This window comes from Vibrio sp. SSH13-20 (assembly GCF_040104475.1).
Lineage (GTDB): Bacteria > Pseudomonadota > Gammaproteobacteria > Enterobacterales > Vibrionaceae > Vibrio > Vibrio harveyi.
Map to the genome: position 1 here is coordinate 474,467 of NZ_JBECOU010000005.1, position 17,371 is coordinate 491,837.

The 17,371-nt window shown below is 45.4% G+C and carries 16 protein-coding genes; 10 read left to right on the plus strand and 6 right to left on the minus strand.

Annotated elements, in window-relative coordinates; translation table 11 throughout:
- Positions 1 to 255 precede the first annotated feature (255 nt).
- Both nhaR and ABMY42_RS17300 read left to right on the plus strand, forming a co-directional pair.
- Positions 256 to 1,146 (plus strand): transcriptional activator NhaR, encoded by an 891-nt coding sequence (gene nhaR, locus ABMY42_RS17295; protein WP_005447920.1) that lies wholly within the window; start codon positions 256 to 258, stop codon positions 1,144 to 1,146.
- A 127-nt stretch (positions 1,147 to 1,273) separates the two neighbouring features.
- A complete protein-coding gene (locus ABMY42_RS17300) occupies positions 1,274 to 1,579 on the plus strand; it encodes a metalloregulator ArsR/SmtB family transcription factor (RefSeq protein ID WP_005447923.1) in 306 nt (101 codons plus the stop codon).
- Between the two features lie 131 nt (positions 1,580 to 1,710).
- Here ABMY42_RS17300 and rpsT read toward each other — a convergent pair whose 3' ends face one another.
- A complete protein-coding gene (gene rpsT, locus ABMY42_RS17305; RefSeq protein WP_005447926.1) occupies positions 1,711 to 1,971 on the minus strand; it encodes a 30S ribosomal protein S20 in 261 nt (86 codons plus the stop codon).
- Between the two features lie 294 nt (positions 1,972 to 2,265).
- Here rpsT and murJ point away from each other — a divergent pair, with 294 nt between their 5' ends.
- The 6 genes from murJ (at position 2,266) to ispH (ending at position 9,889) form a co-directional block, all read left to right on the plus strand.
- Positions 2,266 to 3,828: a murein biosynthesis integral membrane protein MurJ gene (gene murJ / locus ABMY42_RS17310; RefSeq protein ID WP_005447928.1), complete on the plus strand. Its 1,563-nt coding sequence runs from the start codon at positions 2,266 to 2,268 to the stop codon at positions 3,826 to 3,828.
- A 70-nt stretch (positions 3,829 to 3,898) separates the two neighbouring features.
- Positions 3,899 to 4,834 carry a bifunctional riboflavin kinase/FAD synthetase gene (gene ribF, locus ABMY42_RS17315; RefSeq protein ID WP_349266575.1) on the plus strand — a complete coding sequence of 312 codons (936 nt, stop codon included), beginning with the start codon at positions 3,899 to 3,901 and terminating at the stop codon, positions 4,832 to 4,834.
- Positions 4,835 to 4,898: 64 nt separating this feature from the next.
- On the plus strand, positions 4,899 to 7,727 hold the full coding sequence (gene ileS / locus ABMY42_RS17320) for an isoleucine--tRNA ligase (RefSeq protein WP_069686828.1): 2,829 nt from the start codon (positions 4,899 to 4,901) through the stop codon (positions 7,725 to 7,727).
- A gap of 73 nt (positions 7,728 to 7,800) precedes the next feature.
- Positions 7,801 to 8,307 carry a signal peptidase II gene (gene lspA, locus ABMY42_RS17325; RefSeq protein WP_005440576.1) on the plus strand — a complete coding sequence of 169 codons (507 nt, stop codon included), beginning with the start codon at positions 7,801 to 7,803 and terminating at the stop codon, positions 8,305 to 8,307.
- 160 nt (positions 8,308 to 8,467) lie between these two features.
- Positions 8,468 to 8,899: an FKBP-type peptidyl-prolyl cis-trans isomerase gene (fkpB, locus tag ABMY42_RS17330; protein WP_005447933.1), complete on the plus strand. Its 432-nt coding sequence runs from the start codon at positions 8,468 to 8,470 to the stop codon at positions 8,897 to 8,899.
- A gap of 24 nt (positions 8,900 to 8,923) precedes the next feature.
- Positions 8,924 to 9,889, plus strand: a complete 966-nt coding sequence (gene ispH / locus ABMY42_RS17335; RefSeq protein WP_017190109.1) for a 4-hydroxy-3-methylbut-2-enyl diphosphate reductase — start codon at positions 8,924 to 8,926, stop codon at positions 9,887 to 9,889.
- 127 nt (positions 9,890 to 10,016) lie between these two features.
- Here the strand turns inward: ispH and btsR are convergent, their stop codons facing one another.
- The 3 genes from btsR to ABMY42_RS17350 all read right to left on the minus strand — a co-directional run bounded on the left by btsR (position 10,017) and on the right by ABMY42_RS17350 (position 14,060).
- The gene (gene btsR, locus ABMY42_RS17340; RefSeq protein WP_005447935.1) at positions 10,017 to 10,745 is read right to left on the minus strand and encodes a two-component system response regulator BtsR; all 729 of its coding nucleotides are present in this window, start codon (positions 10,743 to 10,745) and stop codon (positions 10,017 to 10,019) included.
- Between the two features lie 31 nt (positions 10,746 to 10,776).
- Positions 10,777 to 12,447 (minus strand): sensor histidine kinase, encoded by a 1,671-nt coding sequence (locus ABMY42_RS17345; protein ID WP_009697640.1) that lies wholly within the window; start codon positions 12,445 to 12,447, stop codon positions 10,777 to 10,779.
- 128 nt (positions 12,448 to 12,575) lie between these two features.
- Positions 12,576 to 14,060: a carbon starvation protein A gene (locus tag ABMY42_RS17350; protein ID WP_005447938.1), complete on the minus strand. Its 1,485-nt coding sequence runs from the start codon at positions 14,058 to 14,060 to the stop codon at positions 12,576 to 12,578.
- A 316-nt stretch (positions 14,061 to 14,376) separates the two neighbouring features.
- Between ABMY42_RS17350 and ABMY42_RS17355 the strand changes: the two genes are divergently transcribed.
- Both ABMY42_RS17355 and ABMY42_RS17360 read left to right on the plus strand, forming a co-directional pair.
- Complete coding sequence (locus ABMY42_RS17355) at positions 14,377 to 14,718, plus strand: DUF2799 domain-containing protein (RefSeq protein ID WP_005425322.1); 342 nt, start codon at positions 14,377 to 14,379, stop codon at positions 14,716 to 14,718.
- A gap of 110 nt (positions 14,719 to 14,828) precedes the next feature.
- Complete coding sequence (locus ABMY42_RS17360) at positions 14,829 to 15,158, plus strand: hypothetical protein (protein ID WP_017190111.1); 330 nt, start codon at positions 14,829 to 14,831, stop codon at positions 15,156 to 15,158.
- Between the two features lie 86 nt (positions 15,159 to 15,244).
- On the opposite strand, the gene murQ is transcribed toward ABMY42_RS17360, so the two are convergent.
- Together murQ and ABMY42_RS17370 are read right to left on the minus strand one after the other, a co-directional pair.
- A complete protein-coding gene (murQ, locus tag ABMY42_RS17365; RefSeq protein ID WP_017190112.1) occupies positions 15,245 to 16,171 on the minus strand; it encodes an N-acetylmuramic acid 6-phosphate etherase in 927 nt (308 codons plus the stop codon).
- A gap of 64 nt (positions 16,172 to 16,235) precedes the next feature.
- Positions 16,236 to 17,348, minus strand: a complete 1,113-nt coding sequence (locus ABMY42_RS17370; protein ID WP_005447941.1) for an anhydro-N-acetylmuramic acid kinase — start codon at positions 17,346 to 17,348, stop codon at positions 16,236 to 16,238.
- Positions 17,349 to 17,371: the final 23 nt, after the last annotated feature.

Below are 17,371 nucleotides of genomic sequence, written 5' to 3' on the forward strand. Positions count from 1 at the left end.
ATAGTTATCCGTGAAGAAAATTTCACATCAAATTAAGGTGTTGATTATTAAGGGTATTTATTGCTTATAGATCGGCGGTTTTATTTCTGGGTAAGATCAAAAAAGTGCGTTTGGCTTCAAGTTTTATGACAGTGTGAATCTTATATTTTCGGTAAAACCATATGTTTTGTAGCTTTATGTAGGTTTTGTCGAACTTATTGTTTGTCGGTGTCACATTTGATATAAAAAGTGTCATCTTCTTTATAGGGATTGGCTATGTCACATTTAAACTACAACCACCTTTATTACTTCTGGATGGTGTGTAAACAAGGCTCGGTAACAAAAGCAGCAGATGCGTTATTCCTGACGCCTCAAACGGTTACCGGACAAATTAAAGCACTTGAAGACCGTATGAAGGGGAAGTTGACCAAACGGAATGGACGTACAGTTGAACCAACAGAACTTGGGCAGTTAGTTTTTAAGTATGCCGACCGTATGTTTGGTTTGAGCTACGAAATGCTCGATATTGTTAACTATAGCCAACACTCTAATATCCTTTTCGAAGTCGGCGTCGCCGATGCGCTTTCTAAACGTCTTGTCAGCAAAGTCTTGATGACGACAGTTCCTGAAGACAACAGCATTCATTTACGTTGTTATGAATCAACACACGAGTTGCTGTTGGAGCGCTTGTCACAACATAAACTCGATATGATCCTTTCCGATTGCCCAGTAGATTCGACACAAAGCCCGGGTCTGTACAGTAAGAAGTTGGGTGAAAGTAGTATGAGCTTTTTTGCTTCGTCTGAAATCGCAGGAGTGAGCTTTCCTGAAGTCTTAGAGAAGAAAAAGTTGTTGATCCCGGCAAGTCGAACGGCAATGGGTCGTAAAGTATTGCAGTGGTTTGATCGCCAAGGCTTACAACCGGATGTATTGGGTGAGTTTGACGATGTGGCACTCATGAAAGCTTTTGCACGCTACCGCGATGATGTGATCTTTTTGGCTCCAACAGTTTATATGTCGGAGATTGAAGATGACCGAAACTTACAACTGATTGGTCACGTTGAAGACTTAAAAGAAGAGTACTACGTCATTTTTGCGGAACGAATGATACAACATCCAGCGGTTAAGAACGTATGTGATGCAGATTTTAGCCAAATGTTTGAATGAACACGTTCCGTTGCTCAATTAAATAGATTACTATCGATAAAATTATAACTCGAAATTATAAAATTCTGTAACACACAACAAACTGGCCAGGGTTGGGAAAAGTAAGTTGTAGCTAGAGGTCCAACGCATGAATCTACAAGAAATGGAGAAAAACTCCGCCAAGGCTGTCGTGCTGCTCAAGGCGATGGCAAACGAGAGACGCCTACAAATCCTTTGCATGCTGCATAATCAAGAGCTTTCGGTCGGGGAACTTTGCGCAAAACTAGAGTTGAGCCAGTCGGCATTGTCTCAACACTTAGCGTGGCTTCGTCGTGATGAGTTAGTTGCGACAAGAAAAGAAGCACAAACGGTCTACTACACATTGAAGAGCGATGAAGTGAAAGCGCTAATTCAAACACTTCATGGTCTTTATTGTGCAGAAGCAACCGCGTGATGACAGGTCACAAATTAGAAAAGCTGGCAGTGCCAGCTTTTTTATTATCTTGAATTCGAGCTTTGCTGAATTTTAGGTATAAAAAAACCGGCGTTAGCCGGTTTTTTCTTCACTGTAGAATCAATTCTCTATTATAGAGCTTTGATTTGTGCAGTGAAACGAGACTTATGACGAGCTGCTTTATTCTTGTGAATAAGGCCTTTAGTCGCCATACGGTCTAGGATAGGTGTAACTGCAGCGAATGCAGCAGTTGCAGCTTCTTTGTCGCCTGCTTCGATAGCAGCAACAGTTTTCTTCATGTAAGTACGCATCATTGAGCGACGGCTAGCATTGTGCTGACGACGTTTCTCAGCTTGGATAGCGCGCTTCTTAGCAGATTTACTATTTGCCAAGGGTCTAACTCCCAAAAACTTAGTTCTGTGACAATTTAAGGGCGAGGACTATCCCTCATTTGCGCCTAAATGTCAAATGATTTGTGCAAAAACCCATCGAAGCCAAAACAAGTTTTGGTAAGAAAGGTTATCGCGGTTAAGATGGCGGGGATTCTAACAGCATTTTTAGACCATTGCTAATAATTATCCGCTTAGATCTAACAATAACCGGATATATTTTTAACGCCCATTTGTAGCTTTCAAAGGCTTAGAGGAATAGGGTTGGCTATCTTTTGGTGATATTCCGAGGTTACAGTGAGTAAACGACTGCTCAAGTCTGGCATGATCGTCAGTGCCATGACATTAATTTCGCGCGTCCTAGGTTTAGTTCGTGATGTAGTAGTAGCAAACTTGATGGGGGCAGGCGCGAGTGCCGACGTCTTCTTCTTTGCCAATAAAATTCCTAATTTCTTACGCCGTTTGTTTGCTGAAGGCGCATTTTCTCAAGCTTTCGTTCCTGTATTAACTGAAAGTCATGCACAAGGGGACATGGACAAAACTCGTGAGTTGATTGCTCGTGCTGCTGGTACATTGGGTGTGATTGTCTCTATTGTTACCATCCTTGGTGTTCTTGGCTCTGGCGTCGTGACTGCTTTATTTGGTTTTGGTTGGTTTTTAGACTGGATGCATGGTGGTCCCGCGGCTGAGAAGTTTGAACTTGCCAGCGTAATGCTCAAGATTACCTTTCCTTATTTATGGTTCATCACTTTTGTTGCCTTATCGGGAGCCATTCTCAATACACTAGGTAAGTTTGCGGTTTCTTCTTTTACTCCCGTCTTCCTCAATGTGATGATCATTTTGGCGGCGTGGTTTATCTCTCCGCAGATGTCACAACCTGAGATTGGTCTTGCCATTGGTGTTTTTCTTGGTGGGTTGGTTCAGTTCTTATTTCAAATTCCTTTCCTTATTAAAGCGGGAGTTATGGTCAAGCCAAAATGGGGTTGGCGCGATCCGGGGGTGGTGAAGATCCGTACCTTGATGATTCCTGCTTTATTTGGTGTGTCTGTAAGCCAAATCAATCTACTGTTTGACACTTTTATTGCCAGTTTTCTACAAACCGGTTCAATCAGTTGGTTGTACTATTCCGATCGATTGTTGGAATTCCCGTTAGGCCTGTTTGGTATTGCGATAGCGACGGTGATTCTCCCAGCGTTATCACGTAAGCACGTAGATGCTCACAGTGAAGGCTTTGCACACACCATGGATTGGGGCATTCGTATGGTGACCTTACTGGGAATCCCAGCAATGCTTGGTTTAATGGTACTGGCGAAGCCGATGTTAATGGTGCTGTTCATGCGTGGTGAGTTTTCTCCGCAGGATGTGCATCAAGCTTCTCTCTCTTTATTAGCGTATGCTTCTGGCTTGCTTAACTTTATGCTGATCAAAGTTCTTGCTCCGGGTTACTACTCTCGTCAAGACACGAAAACGCCAGTGAAATACGGCATCATTGCGATGCTAACTAACATGGTATTCAATGCGATCTTTGCTTATTTCTATGGCTATGTTGGTCTGGCTATCGCGACTGCGCTCTCTGCTTTTGTAAATATGGCATTACTCTACCGTGGTCTCCATATCGCAGGTGTGTACCAAGTGACCAAACGTACAGTCCTCTTTATTATACGTTTGATGATCGCGGGAGCTGCGATGGTTGCGGCTATTTTGTGGCAGCTAGAAGACATGTCGGTATGGTTAGATTGGAGCTTTGCTCATCGCAGTGGCGTATTAGGAATGCTGATTGCGCTTGGTGCAGGTGTTTACCTAGCCGTCGTGTTTTTACTCGGTGTACGTTTAAAAGACCTAAAAGCTGGGACAGAATAAGGTTGATTGGTATATAATCCGTCAGTTTCACACAGTGCAAAGTAAAAACAGAGGCATAAAGCAGTATCCAATGGAACTGATTAGAGGCATTCACAATATCAAGTCGCACCATCATGGGTGCGTGCTGACTATTGGCAATTTCGATGGCGTGCATAGAGGTCATCAACAAGTATTGCAGCAAGTGTCTGAACAAGCGGAGAAACTTTCGTTACCTTCGGTTGTGATGACCTTTGAACCTCAGCCGATGGAGCTGTTTGCTCGAGATAAGGCACCTGCGAGGTTAACGCGACTGCGTGATAAGTTTGTTCAGCTGAGTAAGCTCGACATCGATCGTCTGCTGTGTGTTAACTTCAATCGTCATTTTGCTGACCTAACGGCGGAAGAGTTTATCCGTGACTTGTTGGTTGGTCGATTGGGTGTTAAGTTTCTTGTCATTGGTGATGATTTCTGTTTCGGCAAAGGTCGAACAGGAAACTTTGCAATGTTACAAGAAGCGGGGAAAAAGTACGGCTTTGAAGTCGTGAGTACCCAAAGCTTTTGTTTACAGCAATTACGAGTGAGTAGCACGGCTATTCGTAAAGCGCTGGCTCGTGATGATTTGCATTCCGCGCAAGAGATGCTGGGAAGAGATTACAGCATCAGCGGTCGTGTTTCTCATGGAAGAAAGCTAGGTCGAACCATTGGGTTCCCTACTGCAAATATTCCTTTGAAACGCTGTGTTTCTCCGGTTTCCGGAGTTTATGTTGTTCAAGCGCTTGGCTTAGGATATAAGCCAGTTGGCGGTGTCGCTAATATTGGTCAACGACCAACAGTAAATGGTGTTCGCCAGCAGTTAGAAGTACACTTATTCGACTTTCACGCTAATTTATATGGCAAGCAGCTAGAAGTGGAACTTTTGCACAAACTTCGAGATGAGCAAAAGTTTGAGTCGTTTGAAGCACTTAAACAACAAATCGAATTGGATGCTGAAGCAGCAAGGGTGTGGCTGCGTCAGCTTAAGCGTTGAGCGGTTTATTCCACCGTGCAACATAATGTCTAATTTTCGCCCAATATAACGGAATTAAGAATCGATGAGTGAGTATAAAGATACCCTGAACTTACCTGAAACAGGGTTTCCAATGCGCGGCAACCTGGCCAATCGTGAGCCAGAAATGCTTAAGCGTTGGTACAAAGAAGATCTTTACGGTGAAATCCGTAAAGCTAAGAAAGGCAAAAAGTCATTCGTACTGCACGATGGCCCTCCTTACGCGAACGGTGACATTCACATTGGTCACGCACTAAACAAGATTCTTAAAGACATTATTATTAAATCCAAAACACTTTCAGGTTTTGACGCACCTTACATCCCAGGCTGGGACTGTCACGGTCTACCAATCGAATTGATGGTAGAGAAGAAAGTTGGCAAACCAGGACAAAAAGTGACAGCTGCTGAGTTCCGCGAGAAATGTCGTGAGTACGCGGCCGGTCAGGTTGAAGGTCAGAAAGAGAGCTTCAAGCGTCTTGGTATCATGGGTGAGTGGGACAAGCCATACCGCACTATGGATTTCGCAACTGAAGCGAACATCATTCGTGCTCTTGGTAAGATCGCAAGCAAAGGTCACCTACTGAAAGGTTTTAAACCAGTTCACTGGTGTACAGACTGTGGTTCAGCTCTTGCTGAAGCAGAAGTTGAGTACAAAGATAAAGTATCGCCATCTATCGACGTTCGTTTTAAAGCGGCTGACGAAGCGGCACTGCTATCTAAGTTTGAACTGACAGAAGGTCATGAAGGTCAAGGTGACGTGTCTATCGTTATCTGGACAACAACGCCTTGGACGCTGCCTGCAAACCGCGCAGTATGTCTACGTGATGATCTAGAATACGTACTTATCCAAACAGAAGGCGACAACGCTGAGCGTATTATCGTTGCTGCTGAGCTAGCGAAAGACGTAATGGATCGTGCTGGTATCGAGCACTTCCACAACCTAGGCTTTGCAAAAGGTGCGGATCTAGAGCTTTCTCAGTTCCAACACCCATTCTACGATTTCACAGTACCGGCGATCCTTGGTGATCACGTTACAACTGATTCAGGTACTGGTGTTGTTCACACTGCTCCTGGTCACGGTCAAGAAGACTTCGCGGTTGGTAACAAGTACAACCTAGAAGTAGCAAACCCAGTTGGTTCAAACGGCGTTTACCTACCAGATACAGAGCTATTTGCTGGTCAGCACGTATTTAAAGCGAACGATGCAGTAGTAGAAGTACTGAAAGAAAAAGGTGCACTACTACACCACCACGCTTACGAGCACAGCTACCCACACTGTTGGCGTCATAAGACTCCAATCATCTTCCGTGCTACGCCTCAATGGTTCGTTTCTATGGACCAAGCTGGCCTACGTGCTAAAGCACTAGAGTCAATCAAGAACGTAGAGTGGATGCCTGAGTGGGGTCAAAGCCGCATCGAAGGTATGATCGAAGGTCGCCCTGAGTGGTGTATCTCTCGTCAACGTACTTGGGGTGTGCCAATTGCTCTGTTTGTTCATAAAGAAACAGCAGAACTTCATCCAAACACGCTAGAGCTGATCGAGAAAGTCGCTAAGCTGGTTGAAGAGAAAGGCATCCAAGCATGGTGGGATGTCGATGCAGCTGAACTACTAGGTGCTGACGCTGACCAATACGAAAAAGTGCTAGATACGCTAGACGTATGGTTCGATTCAGGTGTGACTCACTTCTCTGTTGTTGATGCTCGTGAAGAGTACAACGGCAACAGTGCAGACCTATACCTAGAAGGTTCTGACCAACACCGCGGTTGGTTCCAGTCTTCTCTAATTTCATCTATCGCGATGAAAGATGAAGCGCCTTACAAACAAGTACTGACACACGGTTTCGTGGTTGATGGTCACGGTCGTAAGATGTCTAAATCTATCGGTAACGTGGTTGCGCCAAAAGACGTAACTAACAAGCTAGGTGCTGACATTCTTCGTCTATGGGTTGCTTCAACAGACTACACTGGTGAAGTTGCGGTTTCTGATGAAATCCTAAAACGCAGCGCAGATGCTTACCGTCGTATCCGTAACACAGCGCGTTTCTTCCTTGCTAACCTAAGCGGATTCAACCCTGAAACAGACATCGTTCCTGTTGAAGAGATGGTTGCGCTAGATCGCTGGGCGGTTGGTCGTGCACTAGCAGCACAAGAAGAGATCGTTAAAGCATACGAAGAGTACAACACACACGGTGTAACTCAGCGTCTAATGCAATTCTGTTCAATCGAAATGGGCTCTTTCTACCTAGACGTAATTAAAGACCGTCAGTACACAGCAAAACGTGGCGGTAACGCTCAACGTAGCTGTCAGACAGCACTTTACTACATCGTAGAAGCGCTAGTTCGTTGGATGGCGCCAATCATGTCGTTCACAGCAGATGAAATCTGGAACGAAATGCCAGGTCAACGCGACAAGTTCGTATTCACTGGTGAGTGGTTCGACGGCTTATTCGGTCTTGCTGAAGGTGAAGAGTTGAACAACGAATTCTGGACTGAGATCCAAGCGGTTCGTGGTGCGGTTAACAAACTTCTAGAAGATGCGCGTAAAGAGAAAACCATTGGTGGTGCACTACAAGCTGAAGTGACTCTATTTGCTGATGACGCACTAGCGGCGAAGATCAACAAACTTGAAGATGAACTGCGCTTTGTTCTACTAACTTCTGCTGCGAAAGTTAAGTCTCTAAGTGAGAAGACTGATGCAGCACAAGCGACAGATATCGAAGGCTTGTTTGTTGAAGTGGCAGCCGCTGAAGGCGAGAAGTGTGACCGTTGTTGGCACCACACGCCAGACGTAGGCACAATCGAAGGTCACGAGAAGATCTGTGGTCGTTGTGTGTCTAACGTTGACGGCGAAGGTGAAGTACGTAAATTCGCGTAATTACCCAGTACAACTGAACTTTTTTTAAAATTAACAGCCCCAGTATTTACTGGGGCTGTTTGTAGGTAAAGTAATGAGTGAAAAAGCACTGACGTTAAAGCAATCTGGAGTTCGCTGGCTGTGGTTAGCAATTCTGGTATTTATTGCAGATATTGGCATCAAATTGGTGGTGATGGACAACATGGGCTACGGATGGGCAAACCGAATTGAGGTGCTGCCATTCTTCAACCTACTTTATGTTCATAACTACGGTGCAGCATTCAGCTTCTTGAGCGATCAAGCGGGTTGGCAGCGCTGGTTGTTCACAGGTATCGCGTTTGTTGTTACAGGTCTTTTGACCTACTGGATGAGCAAGCTTCCAGCGAAAGAAAAATGGAACAACATCGCTTACGCACTGATTATTGGTGGTGCAGTGGGCAACGTGTTTGACCGTGTTGTTCATGGCTTTGTTGTTGACTACCTAGACTTCTTCTGGGGTAACTACCATTGGCCAGCATTCAACCTTGCAGATACAACTATCTGTATTGGTGCGGCAATGATCATTCTTGATGGCTTCCGCAAAAAGGACGCTGACAAGTAATCTTTTGCGATATATCGAATAACCCTAAGCGTCGTCCGTTGATTCGGACGACGCTTTTTATTATGTTGGAGCGCAATCCGCGTATCTTCGTACAATAAAAGTAATCACGGTGAGTGATCATATAGAGCGCTGGAAAACCCAAGAACAAGGAAGCAGTAACGTGACAACAATAAATCAAGATTCAGCAGTAACACTGCATTTCACCATCAAAATGCAAGATGGCTCTGTAGCGGACAGCACACATAACATGGGCAAGCCTGCTAAGTTCGTGATGGGCGACGGCAGCTTAAGTGAGAACTTTGAGCAGTGCCTATTAGGCTTGCAAGTAGGTGAACAAAAGGCAATTGAACTAAAAGCGGCTGACGCTTTTGGCATGCCGAATCCAGACCATATCCACCATATGGATCGCACTAAATTTGTGGGCGAAGCGGAAGTTGAAGTCGGCACTATTATGGCGTTCAGTGGTCCCGATGGTATGGAAATCCCGGGCATCATTACTGAGATTGCTGGCGACTCAGTAACAGTGGACTTCAACCATCCACTCGCGGGACAAGACGTGACTTTCGAAGTCGAAATTTTGTCAGTAGAATAGCGAACCAAATAAAAGATAACTTCCATGAGCAATGAAATGAAAATCCTGTTAGCTAACCCACGTGGTTTCTGTGCTGGTGTTGACCGCGCGATTAGCATCGTAGAACGTGCGCTAGAGATGTATCAGCCACCTATCTATGTTCGACATGAAGTAGTGCACAACCGCTTTGTGGTTGAAGGTTTAAAACAGCGTGGTGCTATCTTCGTTGAAGAACTGCACGAAGTGCCAGACAACAACATTGTGATTTTCTCCGCTCATGGTGTATCTCAAGCGGTTCGCCAAGAAGCGAAGTCTCGTGATTTAACTGTGTTTGATGCGACCTGTCCGCTGGTAACCAAAGTACATATGGAAGTTGCACGTGCAAGCCGTCGCAATATGGAAGTGGTATTGATCGGTCACGCTGGTCATCCAGAGGTGGAAGGCACAATGGGTCAGTATTCAAGTGATACAGGCGGTATGTACCTTGTGGAAACACCAGCGGATGTTGAGAAGCTAAAAGCGATCGTAAAGGATCCATCTGATCTACACTACGTGAGCCAAACGACACTGTCTGTTGATGAAACCGCTGACGTAATTGAAGAGCTACGCCGCGTATTCCCAGACATTCAAGGTCCTCGTAAAGATGACATCTGTTACGCGACGCAAAACCGTCAAGATGCTGTGCGTGAGCTTTCTGCTGACGTAGATGTGATGGTTGTTGTAGGTTCCAAGAATTCATCAAACTCAACGCGTTTAAAAGAGCTCGCTGAAAAGCTAGGTACGCCAGGATACCTAACGGATTGTCCTGAAGACATTAAGCCTGAATGGTTTGAAGGTAAAGGCAAGGTTGGTGTGACTGCTGGTGCATCTGCGCCTGAAGAGCTGGTTAATCAAATCCTAGATCGCATCAAAGAGTTGGTTGGGGCGCAAGCCGTAGATGAAGTGCTTGGTCGCGAAGAAAACATGTTCTTCGAAGTACCAAAAGAGCTACAAATCAAGCAAGTTGATTAAGGCGATGAAAATATGCAAAAGGCGACCAGAAGGTCGCCTTTTTTGATTGTGTGGTTTCTATCTACTCGTGATGGTTTATACCCAGCCATTTCGGGGTTATTTTGGTATATACCCTAATGACTAATGACTAATGACTAATGCCGAGTAGCTCTTTGAGTACTTTTAAATAACGGCGGCTCACGGGGATCTCAAAGCCTGTTTTGGTAATGATTTCTGCCAGCCCGTTTTCTAATAGCTTAATCTCGCTGATGGCTTTAATACTTACGAGATACTGTCGATGACAACGTACCAGTGGCGTTTTCTCTTCCAAGGTTTTCAGGGTCAATTGAGTACTTGCGGTTTGGCTGGTGGAGCGCACATGTACACCGCTAATATCACTGTAAGCACACTCAACTGTCTCCGTCGCCATGATCACTATGCGGTTGTGCCCAATACATGGAATTTGGTCGAGGTTTTCTGGTGCGATGGCTGACAGTTGCTGAGTGAGTGCAGATTGACTCATCACCTTGCTAAGGCGTTTGACGGTTTTGGTCAAACGACATGGATCAACGGGCTTGAGTAAATAATCGAAGGCATTGTCTTCAAAGGCTTGAATAGCGTATTGATCATAAGCCGTCACAAACACCACGTAAGGCATAGTTTCTGGGTCTAACATTCCCAGCAGCTCAATGCCCGTCACCTGAGGCATTTGGATGTCGAGAAACACCACATCTGGTTTCAGCTCATTGATTTTCTTCAGTCCCATGATGGCGTTTGACGCGTCGCCAATCACCTCAATTTGACCCGTTTCATCCAATAGCTCTGCCAACTCTTCACGAGCAAACTGTTCATCATCAATGACGAGGGCGGTTAACATCCAAGATTACCTTTGTGCGTTTTCATTGCGCTTATCGCGAGTGGGGAATGATAAAACTCATTTTAGTAAATTGATGCTGCTGAGAGGTAATTTTTAGCGCTGAATCACGCCCAAATTGATTCGACAAGCGCTTATCGACGATTTCCATACCCAAACCAGAATGATTCTCTTTTGGCGGCTTATAACTACCTGCGTTGTCCTCAACCGTTATCAGCGCGCCTTGAGGGTGTGCTTGGCTATAAATCTTCACTTTTCCTCCCTCTAACATATTAGAAACACCATGCTTGATGGCATTTTCGACCAGAGGTTGAAGAGTAAAACTCGGCAGCTTGATATCCAGTAATTCTGGTTCAATATCAATCTCAACTTCTAGGCGATCGGTAAAACGTGCTTTTTCGATCGATAAGTAGGAATTCACGTGCGCCAATTCTTCTTTTAGCGTCACTGTATTGATGTTCTGCTTTAAGTTACTGCGGAAGAAATGAGACAGATTTTGGATCAGTTCTCGTGCTTTGTCAGGATCACGACGAGTGATGGCACTAATGGTATTTAACGCGTTGAACAAGAAGTGTGGATTCACCTGAGCATGCAGCAGTTTGATTTCTGCCTGAGCCAGTAGAGTTTGTTGCTGCTGATAATCACCATACAAGATTTGGCTTGAAAGAAGCTGAGCAATCCCTTCTGCCATTGACATATTCGCAGTAGAGAACAGTTTGCGTTTTGGTTCGTAAAGCTTAATGGTTCCCACCACCTCTTTGCCTGCACGCAGAGGAATGATCAATGCAGAGCCCAACTTACAGTCTTGTGCTAATGAGCATTGATACGGTCGTTCGCTACCATCAAGGTAGATGATGTCGTTCTTTTCCATCGAATCTAGCGTGCTTTGCGATGAAATAGGAGTATTTGGCTTATGGTGATCATCGCCGATACCAACGAAAGCTAGGATCTTTTCTTGGTCGGTGATCGCGACGGCACCTACTTTGGTTTCGTCGTAGATGATGCGGGCGATTTTGTCTGCATTCTCACTGTTAAAGCCGGTACTTAGAATACCAACTGAGCGATCGGCGATGCTTAATGCGCGGCGGGAGAAGGTGGCTGAGTATTTTTCGAAAATGGTTTTACGGTCTTGCAGGATACTCATAAACAGTGCCGCACCAACCGAGTTAGCAATGATCATTGGAGCGGCAATCGCTGAGACAAGCGCATAGGCTTGGTCGAAAGGTTTGGCTACAGCGAGTAACAGAATCATCTGCACAATTTCTGCTACAAAAGTGACACTGAATACCACGCTTGGATTGAACAGCATGGCTCCCTTGTTACGCTTGATAAGGTAGACATGCAGCAAGCCGCCAATCAAGCCTTCAGCCGTGGTAGAAATTGCGCAGGCTAAATCGGTAAAACCGCCAAGTGTGTAGCGGTGAATACCACCGGTTAACCCCACAGCAAAACCGACCACAGGGCCTCCAAACAGCCCACCCATCACCGCACCAATGGCACGCGTATTGGCGATAGCATCGTTAATATGCAAGCCGAAGTAGGTGCCGAGAATACAAAAGCCAGAGAAGAGTACATAACAAATGAGCCGATGACTGAGGCGAGAGGAGATACTCAGCAGAGGCAAAATGATCGGCGTTTTACTCAGCATGTAAGCCAGCACCAAGTAAACACACATTTGTTGTAAAAGGGAGATGACCAGTTCCATAGCGAACCTAACCTAAAAATGATGTTGTTATTGTAACGTAGAAGAGAAACAAAAAGAGCCTGCGGTGGGCAGGCTCTTGGTTTTATCCAGTCATTGATAATGAATCGGTTAGCAAGCGAAGGTATTCATTATGCAGTTTCTGAAGCAGCTTGTGGTTTCTCTTCGTCAGCAAGCTCAGTCTCACCTTTACCTTTAGAGATTTTAATTACGTAGCCAGCAGCGGCTAGTGAGAACAGAATACCTGCGATGGTCGAGATTTGCATTGGCAGACCAAAGCCTAATGTACTGTTGTTTAGAATGAACGTAACACACACGGTTGTCATGAAGACCGCTGGGACAGTCGTGATCCAGTGGAACTTGTTATGGCGCAGTAGGTAAGCCGATGCAGTCCAAAGCATCATTACTGCTGTTGTTTGGTTTGCGAAGCCGAAGTAGCGCCAAATGATACCGAAATCTACTTGAGTCAAAACGCCACCGATAACGAATAGTGGTACAGCCATTAGAAGGCGGTTACGTAGTGTTTTTTGTTCCATACCGAAGTATTCAGCAAGAATCAGACGGCTAGAGCGGAATGCTGTGTCACCTGATGTGATTGGCAGAATTACAACACCTAGGAAGGCAATCACACCACCGAATACACCTAGTAGACCAAATGAAGCACTGTATACCACGTTACCAGGACCACCGTTTTTCACTGCTTCTGCAAGACCGTCAAGCGTACCGAAGAAAGACAGAGCGATAGCACACCAGATTAACGCGATAACACCTTCACCAATCATCGCACCGTAGAAAACGAAGCGACCGTTTTTCTCGTTTTCCATACAACGAGCCATCAGTGGTGACTGAGTTGCGTGGAAGCCAGAGATAGCGCCACATGCGATAGTGATAAACAGCGCTGGCCATAGAGGCATGTCGTTAGGGTTCAAGTTAGTGAACATATCGCTTACTTGGAAATCACCCATCACTGTGTGTTCGCTAGAAAACGCGACAGCTGTCATCAGACCAACAGACATGAAGATCAGTAGTGCGCCAAACAGTGGGTAGAAGCGACCAATGATTTTATCAACTGGAACAATTGTAGCGATGATGTAGTAAGCGAAAATCAATACAACCATCGTTGTCATGCTGACGCTTAGGCTAGTTTGGTCGTTAATTAGGTTCGTGATCATGCCAGCAGGCGCAGATACGAATACCACACCAACAAGAAGCAGCAGGACAATGGCAAAGATGTTCATAAAGTGTTTTGCGCCATTACCTAGGTAGCGACCTGTAATCGTTGGTACTGATGCACCACCATTACGAACAGAAAGCATGCCTGAGAAGTAATCGTGTACTGCACCTGCAAAGATACAACCTACAACAATCCACAACATAGCGGCAGGACCGTATAGGGCACCCATGATTGGACCGAAAATAGGACCAACACCAGCAATGTTGAGTAGTTGAACAAGGTAAACGCGTTTGGTTGACATTGGAACGTAGTCAACACCGTCGGTTTTTGTATGGGCAGGAGTTTGGCGATTCTCATTGATACCGAAAACTTTCTCAACGAAAGCACCGTAGATGAAGTATCCGCCGATAAGGGCTGCGACACAGGTTAGAAACCACATCATAGCAATTGTCCTTGGTTTATTAGGTAGGGTAATTTTTTAAGCTCAGGATGTATGGTATTCGCCTCTTTTGTTAAGTGCATTCGCTCAGTGGATGAGTGGTCGAATAGAGAAGCGAGTGGTCGATATAAAGATTAAGTGGTTTTATCGTTTGCTTAGTGGTAGCACGATGGGTTAAGTGGTTCTATTCACCATTGAGTGGCTGTGATTAAGGGTAAGTGGTCACCTCAAGAGTTAAGTGGCGAAATCGACAGATAAGCGGCACATTACGGGCTTTAGTGGTAAGCTTGTTTGGAAAACAACTAGTTAAGGAAGAATCATGAAAAAGGCAACGTTAGGTTTGGCGCTGGCTTTATTGGCAGGCTGTGCGGCGACCACGGAAGAATTAGCGCAATCTGGTGATTGGTATCAGATCGGTTATCAAGATGGCATTGCAGGGCATACTTCTCGTACGGTGAAAGAACTCAATCAACTCGGGAATGCTAAGCAAGGTGACTACGACCAAGGTTATCTCGAAGGGGTGACGGAATACTGTAATCCTGATTTCGCTTACCAGATGGGATTGTCTGGTCAGTACTATGAAGGTGTATGCGAAGGCACACCACAAGCGCAGAAGTTTCGAATGGAATGGCAACGCGGTTGGAACGAATACAGTAACTAGTTCTGTTTCATAATCAAGACAGCAATTTGCCCTGTTAATCTTCTGACATTTGAATTTTATCGCTTTGATGTACTGATATGATTAGATTCAATCAGAAGTGAAATAGAAGCATGAAAAAAGTCTTTTTGGTCGTATTAGCACTGTTCCCTTTGACCGTTGGCGCAACCAATGTATTGAAAGAGTCGATCAAGATGAAGCGAAAGTATGACCATGACAAGCATCATATAACCAACACCATCAATCACACTAAGCGTAATATCAAAGAGATCAGCGATGGCACTTATGTGGAGAACCAGGTTAAGCGCAAGGTAAACAATACCACTAGCAAGTACACCAATAAGGTCGACCGTGTGAAAAACATGACGAATCCTGATCAAATCAAGCGCAAAGCGAATGACAAGCTTAACCAAGAATTTGATGAGTGGCTATATGAAGACTGATTCTTGATATCAGAATAAGAAAGGAGACCTTGAGGTCTCCTTTTTGTTTTTCTTGTGTTGGTCAATCTGGTTAACCATCTCACCCGTTATTTTGGCTGGTGACTTTCAACGGCTTTACGTAAGAAGCCATCTTGATGATGCAGATGCGCACGAGCTGAATCGATATCAAGATCGGTCAGGATCATCAAGATCGCCAGTTTTACTTCATAGTCTGTTTGCTTAAGTACTTCGGTTGCTTGTTCTTGGCTGCAATCGGTCGCTTGCATAACGATGCGTGCGGCGCGCGCTACCAGTTTGTTGTTGGTCGCTTTCACGTCGACCATCAGGTTTTGATAACTCTTACCTAAACGGATCATGCTCGCTGTGGTCAGCATATTCAGAACCAGCTTCTGTGCGGTTCCTGATTTTAAACGTGTTGAACCGGTTAAAGCTTCAGGACCTACGACAGGACAAATGGCGATGCTAGCGATCTCTGCAATTGGTGAGTCTGGGTTGCAAGACAGTGCCACTGTCGTCGCACCTATCTCGTTGGCGTACTCCAAACCACCAATCACGTAAGGTGTGCGTCCACTAGCGGCGATGCCGACCACGACATCATGATGAGTGAACTCGATGTCTTTCAAATCTTGTTCACCTAGAATTGGAGAGTCTTCTGCGCCTTCTTTCGCTTTGAGGATGGCTTCTGGACCACCTGCAATCAAGCCAACCACCATCTTGTCAGACACACCAAATGTTGGTGGGCATTCTGATGCATCAAGCACCCCTAAACGACCACTGGTGCCTGCGCCCATGTAAACCAAACGACCGCCTACCTTAAATGCGTCGGTGATTTTATCTACCGCGAGGGCGATCTCCGGCAACGCTTTCTCAACGGCAAGTGGAACGAGTTTGTCTTGTTGATTAAGACGTTGAACAATATCCAGAGATGGTAATAAGTCGATGTCCATCGTATCTGGGTTGCGACCTTCTGAAACAAGGTGAGCGAGAGCGGCAATAAGCGCGTCATTTGTCATAGTGATTTAAGCCTTTTGAATACTGAATTCGTTTCATCTTTAAGCTGTATTTAGGACAACTCATTTAGTTTTTAGGATAGAGCACACCGAGTGAAGCAAGACGACTTGCCCCTGTCACTTCTGGCAAGTTGCTTGGCAATCCATGAACGTGGCGCTGTGCAAGCCAAGCAAAAGCCATGGCTTCCATATAGTCTCCGTCGACACCCTTGTCGTTGGTTGTTGCGACTTGCCACTGAGGGAGAAGGGCTGCCAAACGTTGCATCAATAGTGGGTTTCTTGCTCCACCACCACACACTAAAAGCTGAGGCTTTTGACCATGAGTGAACTTTTCCACTTCGACAGCAATGGTCATTGCCGAGTATTCGCAAAGTGTGCGTTGCACATCTTGTACAGAGACACGGTGATCCGTTAGCTGTTGATGTAACCAATCGATATTGAACAGTTCTCGCCCTGTGCTTTTAGGCGGTGGCATCGCAAGATAAGGAGCCTCCAACAGTTGAGCCAGTAAAGCTGCATTGATCTTACCTTGCAGAGCAAATTGGGCGTCTTTGTCGAAGCCTTGTCCAGTATTCTGCTCACACCATGCGTCCATCAACATATTACCTGGACCGGTGTCATAACCAATCACCGGCTGCTCGGGATGTAATACAGAGATATTGGCAATACCACCGATGTTAAGCACTACCGTTGTGGAGTCTTGCATCGCAAAGATGCTTTTGTGAAACGCAGGAACAAGTGGTGCACCTTGTCCACCTAGCGCCATGTCTTTGCGTCGAAAATCTGCCACGGTATCAATACCGGTTTTGACCGCAATGATGTTGGCATCACCCAGTTGAGTGGTGAAGGGCAGATCGCCAGTTGGCTGGTGGAAAACGGTTTGACCATGATTGCCAATGGCTCGGACTTGCTCAGCGGAATAGCCAGATTTATTCAGTAGTTGTAATACGGCATCGGCAAACAAATGCCCGAGTTGGTGGTCCAGTTCGCCAAGTGCTTTCAGGTTAGTGTCTTGTCCTGTGCAAATCGACAGAAGCATTTGTTTAATGTGAGGCGGCATTGGGTAATCATCGTGCGCAATTAGGCAAACATGGTCATTTTCAATTTCTACCAGTGCCGTATCCACACCGTCCATGCTGGTTCCAGACATTACGCCAATGTACAGATTGTTAAGATTCACAGCCGATTCCGTCAATTCTTCGA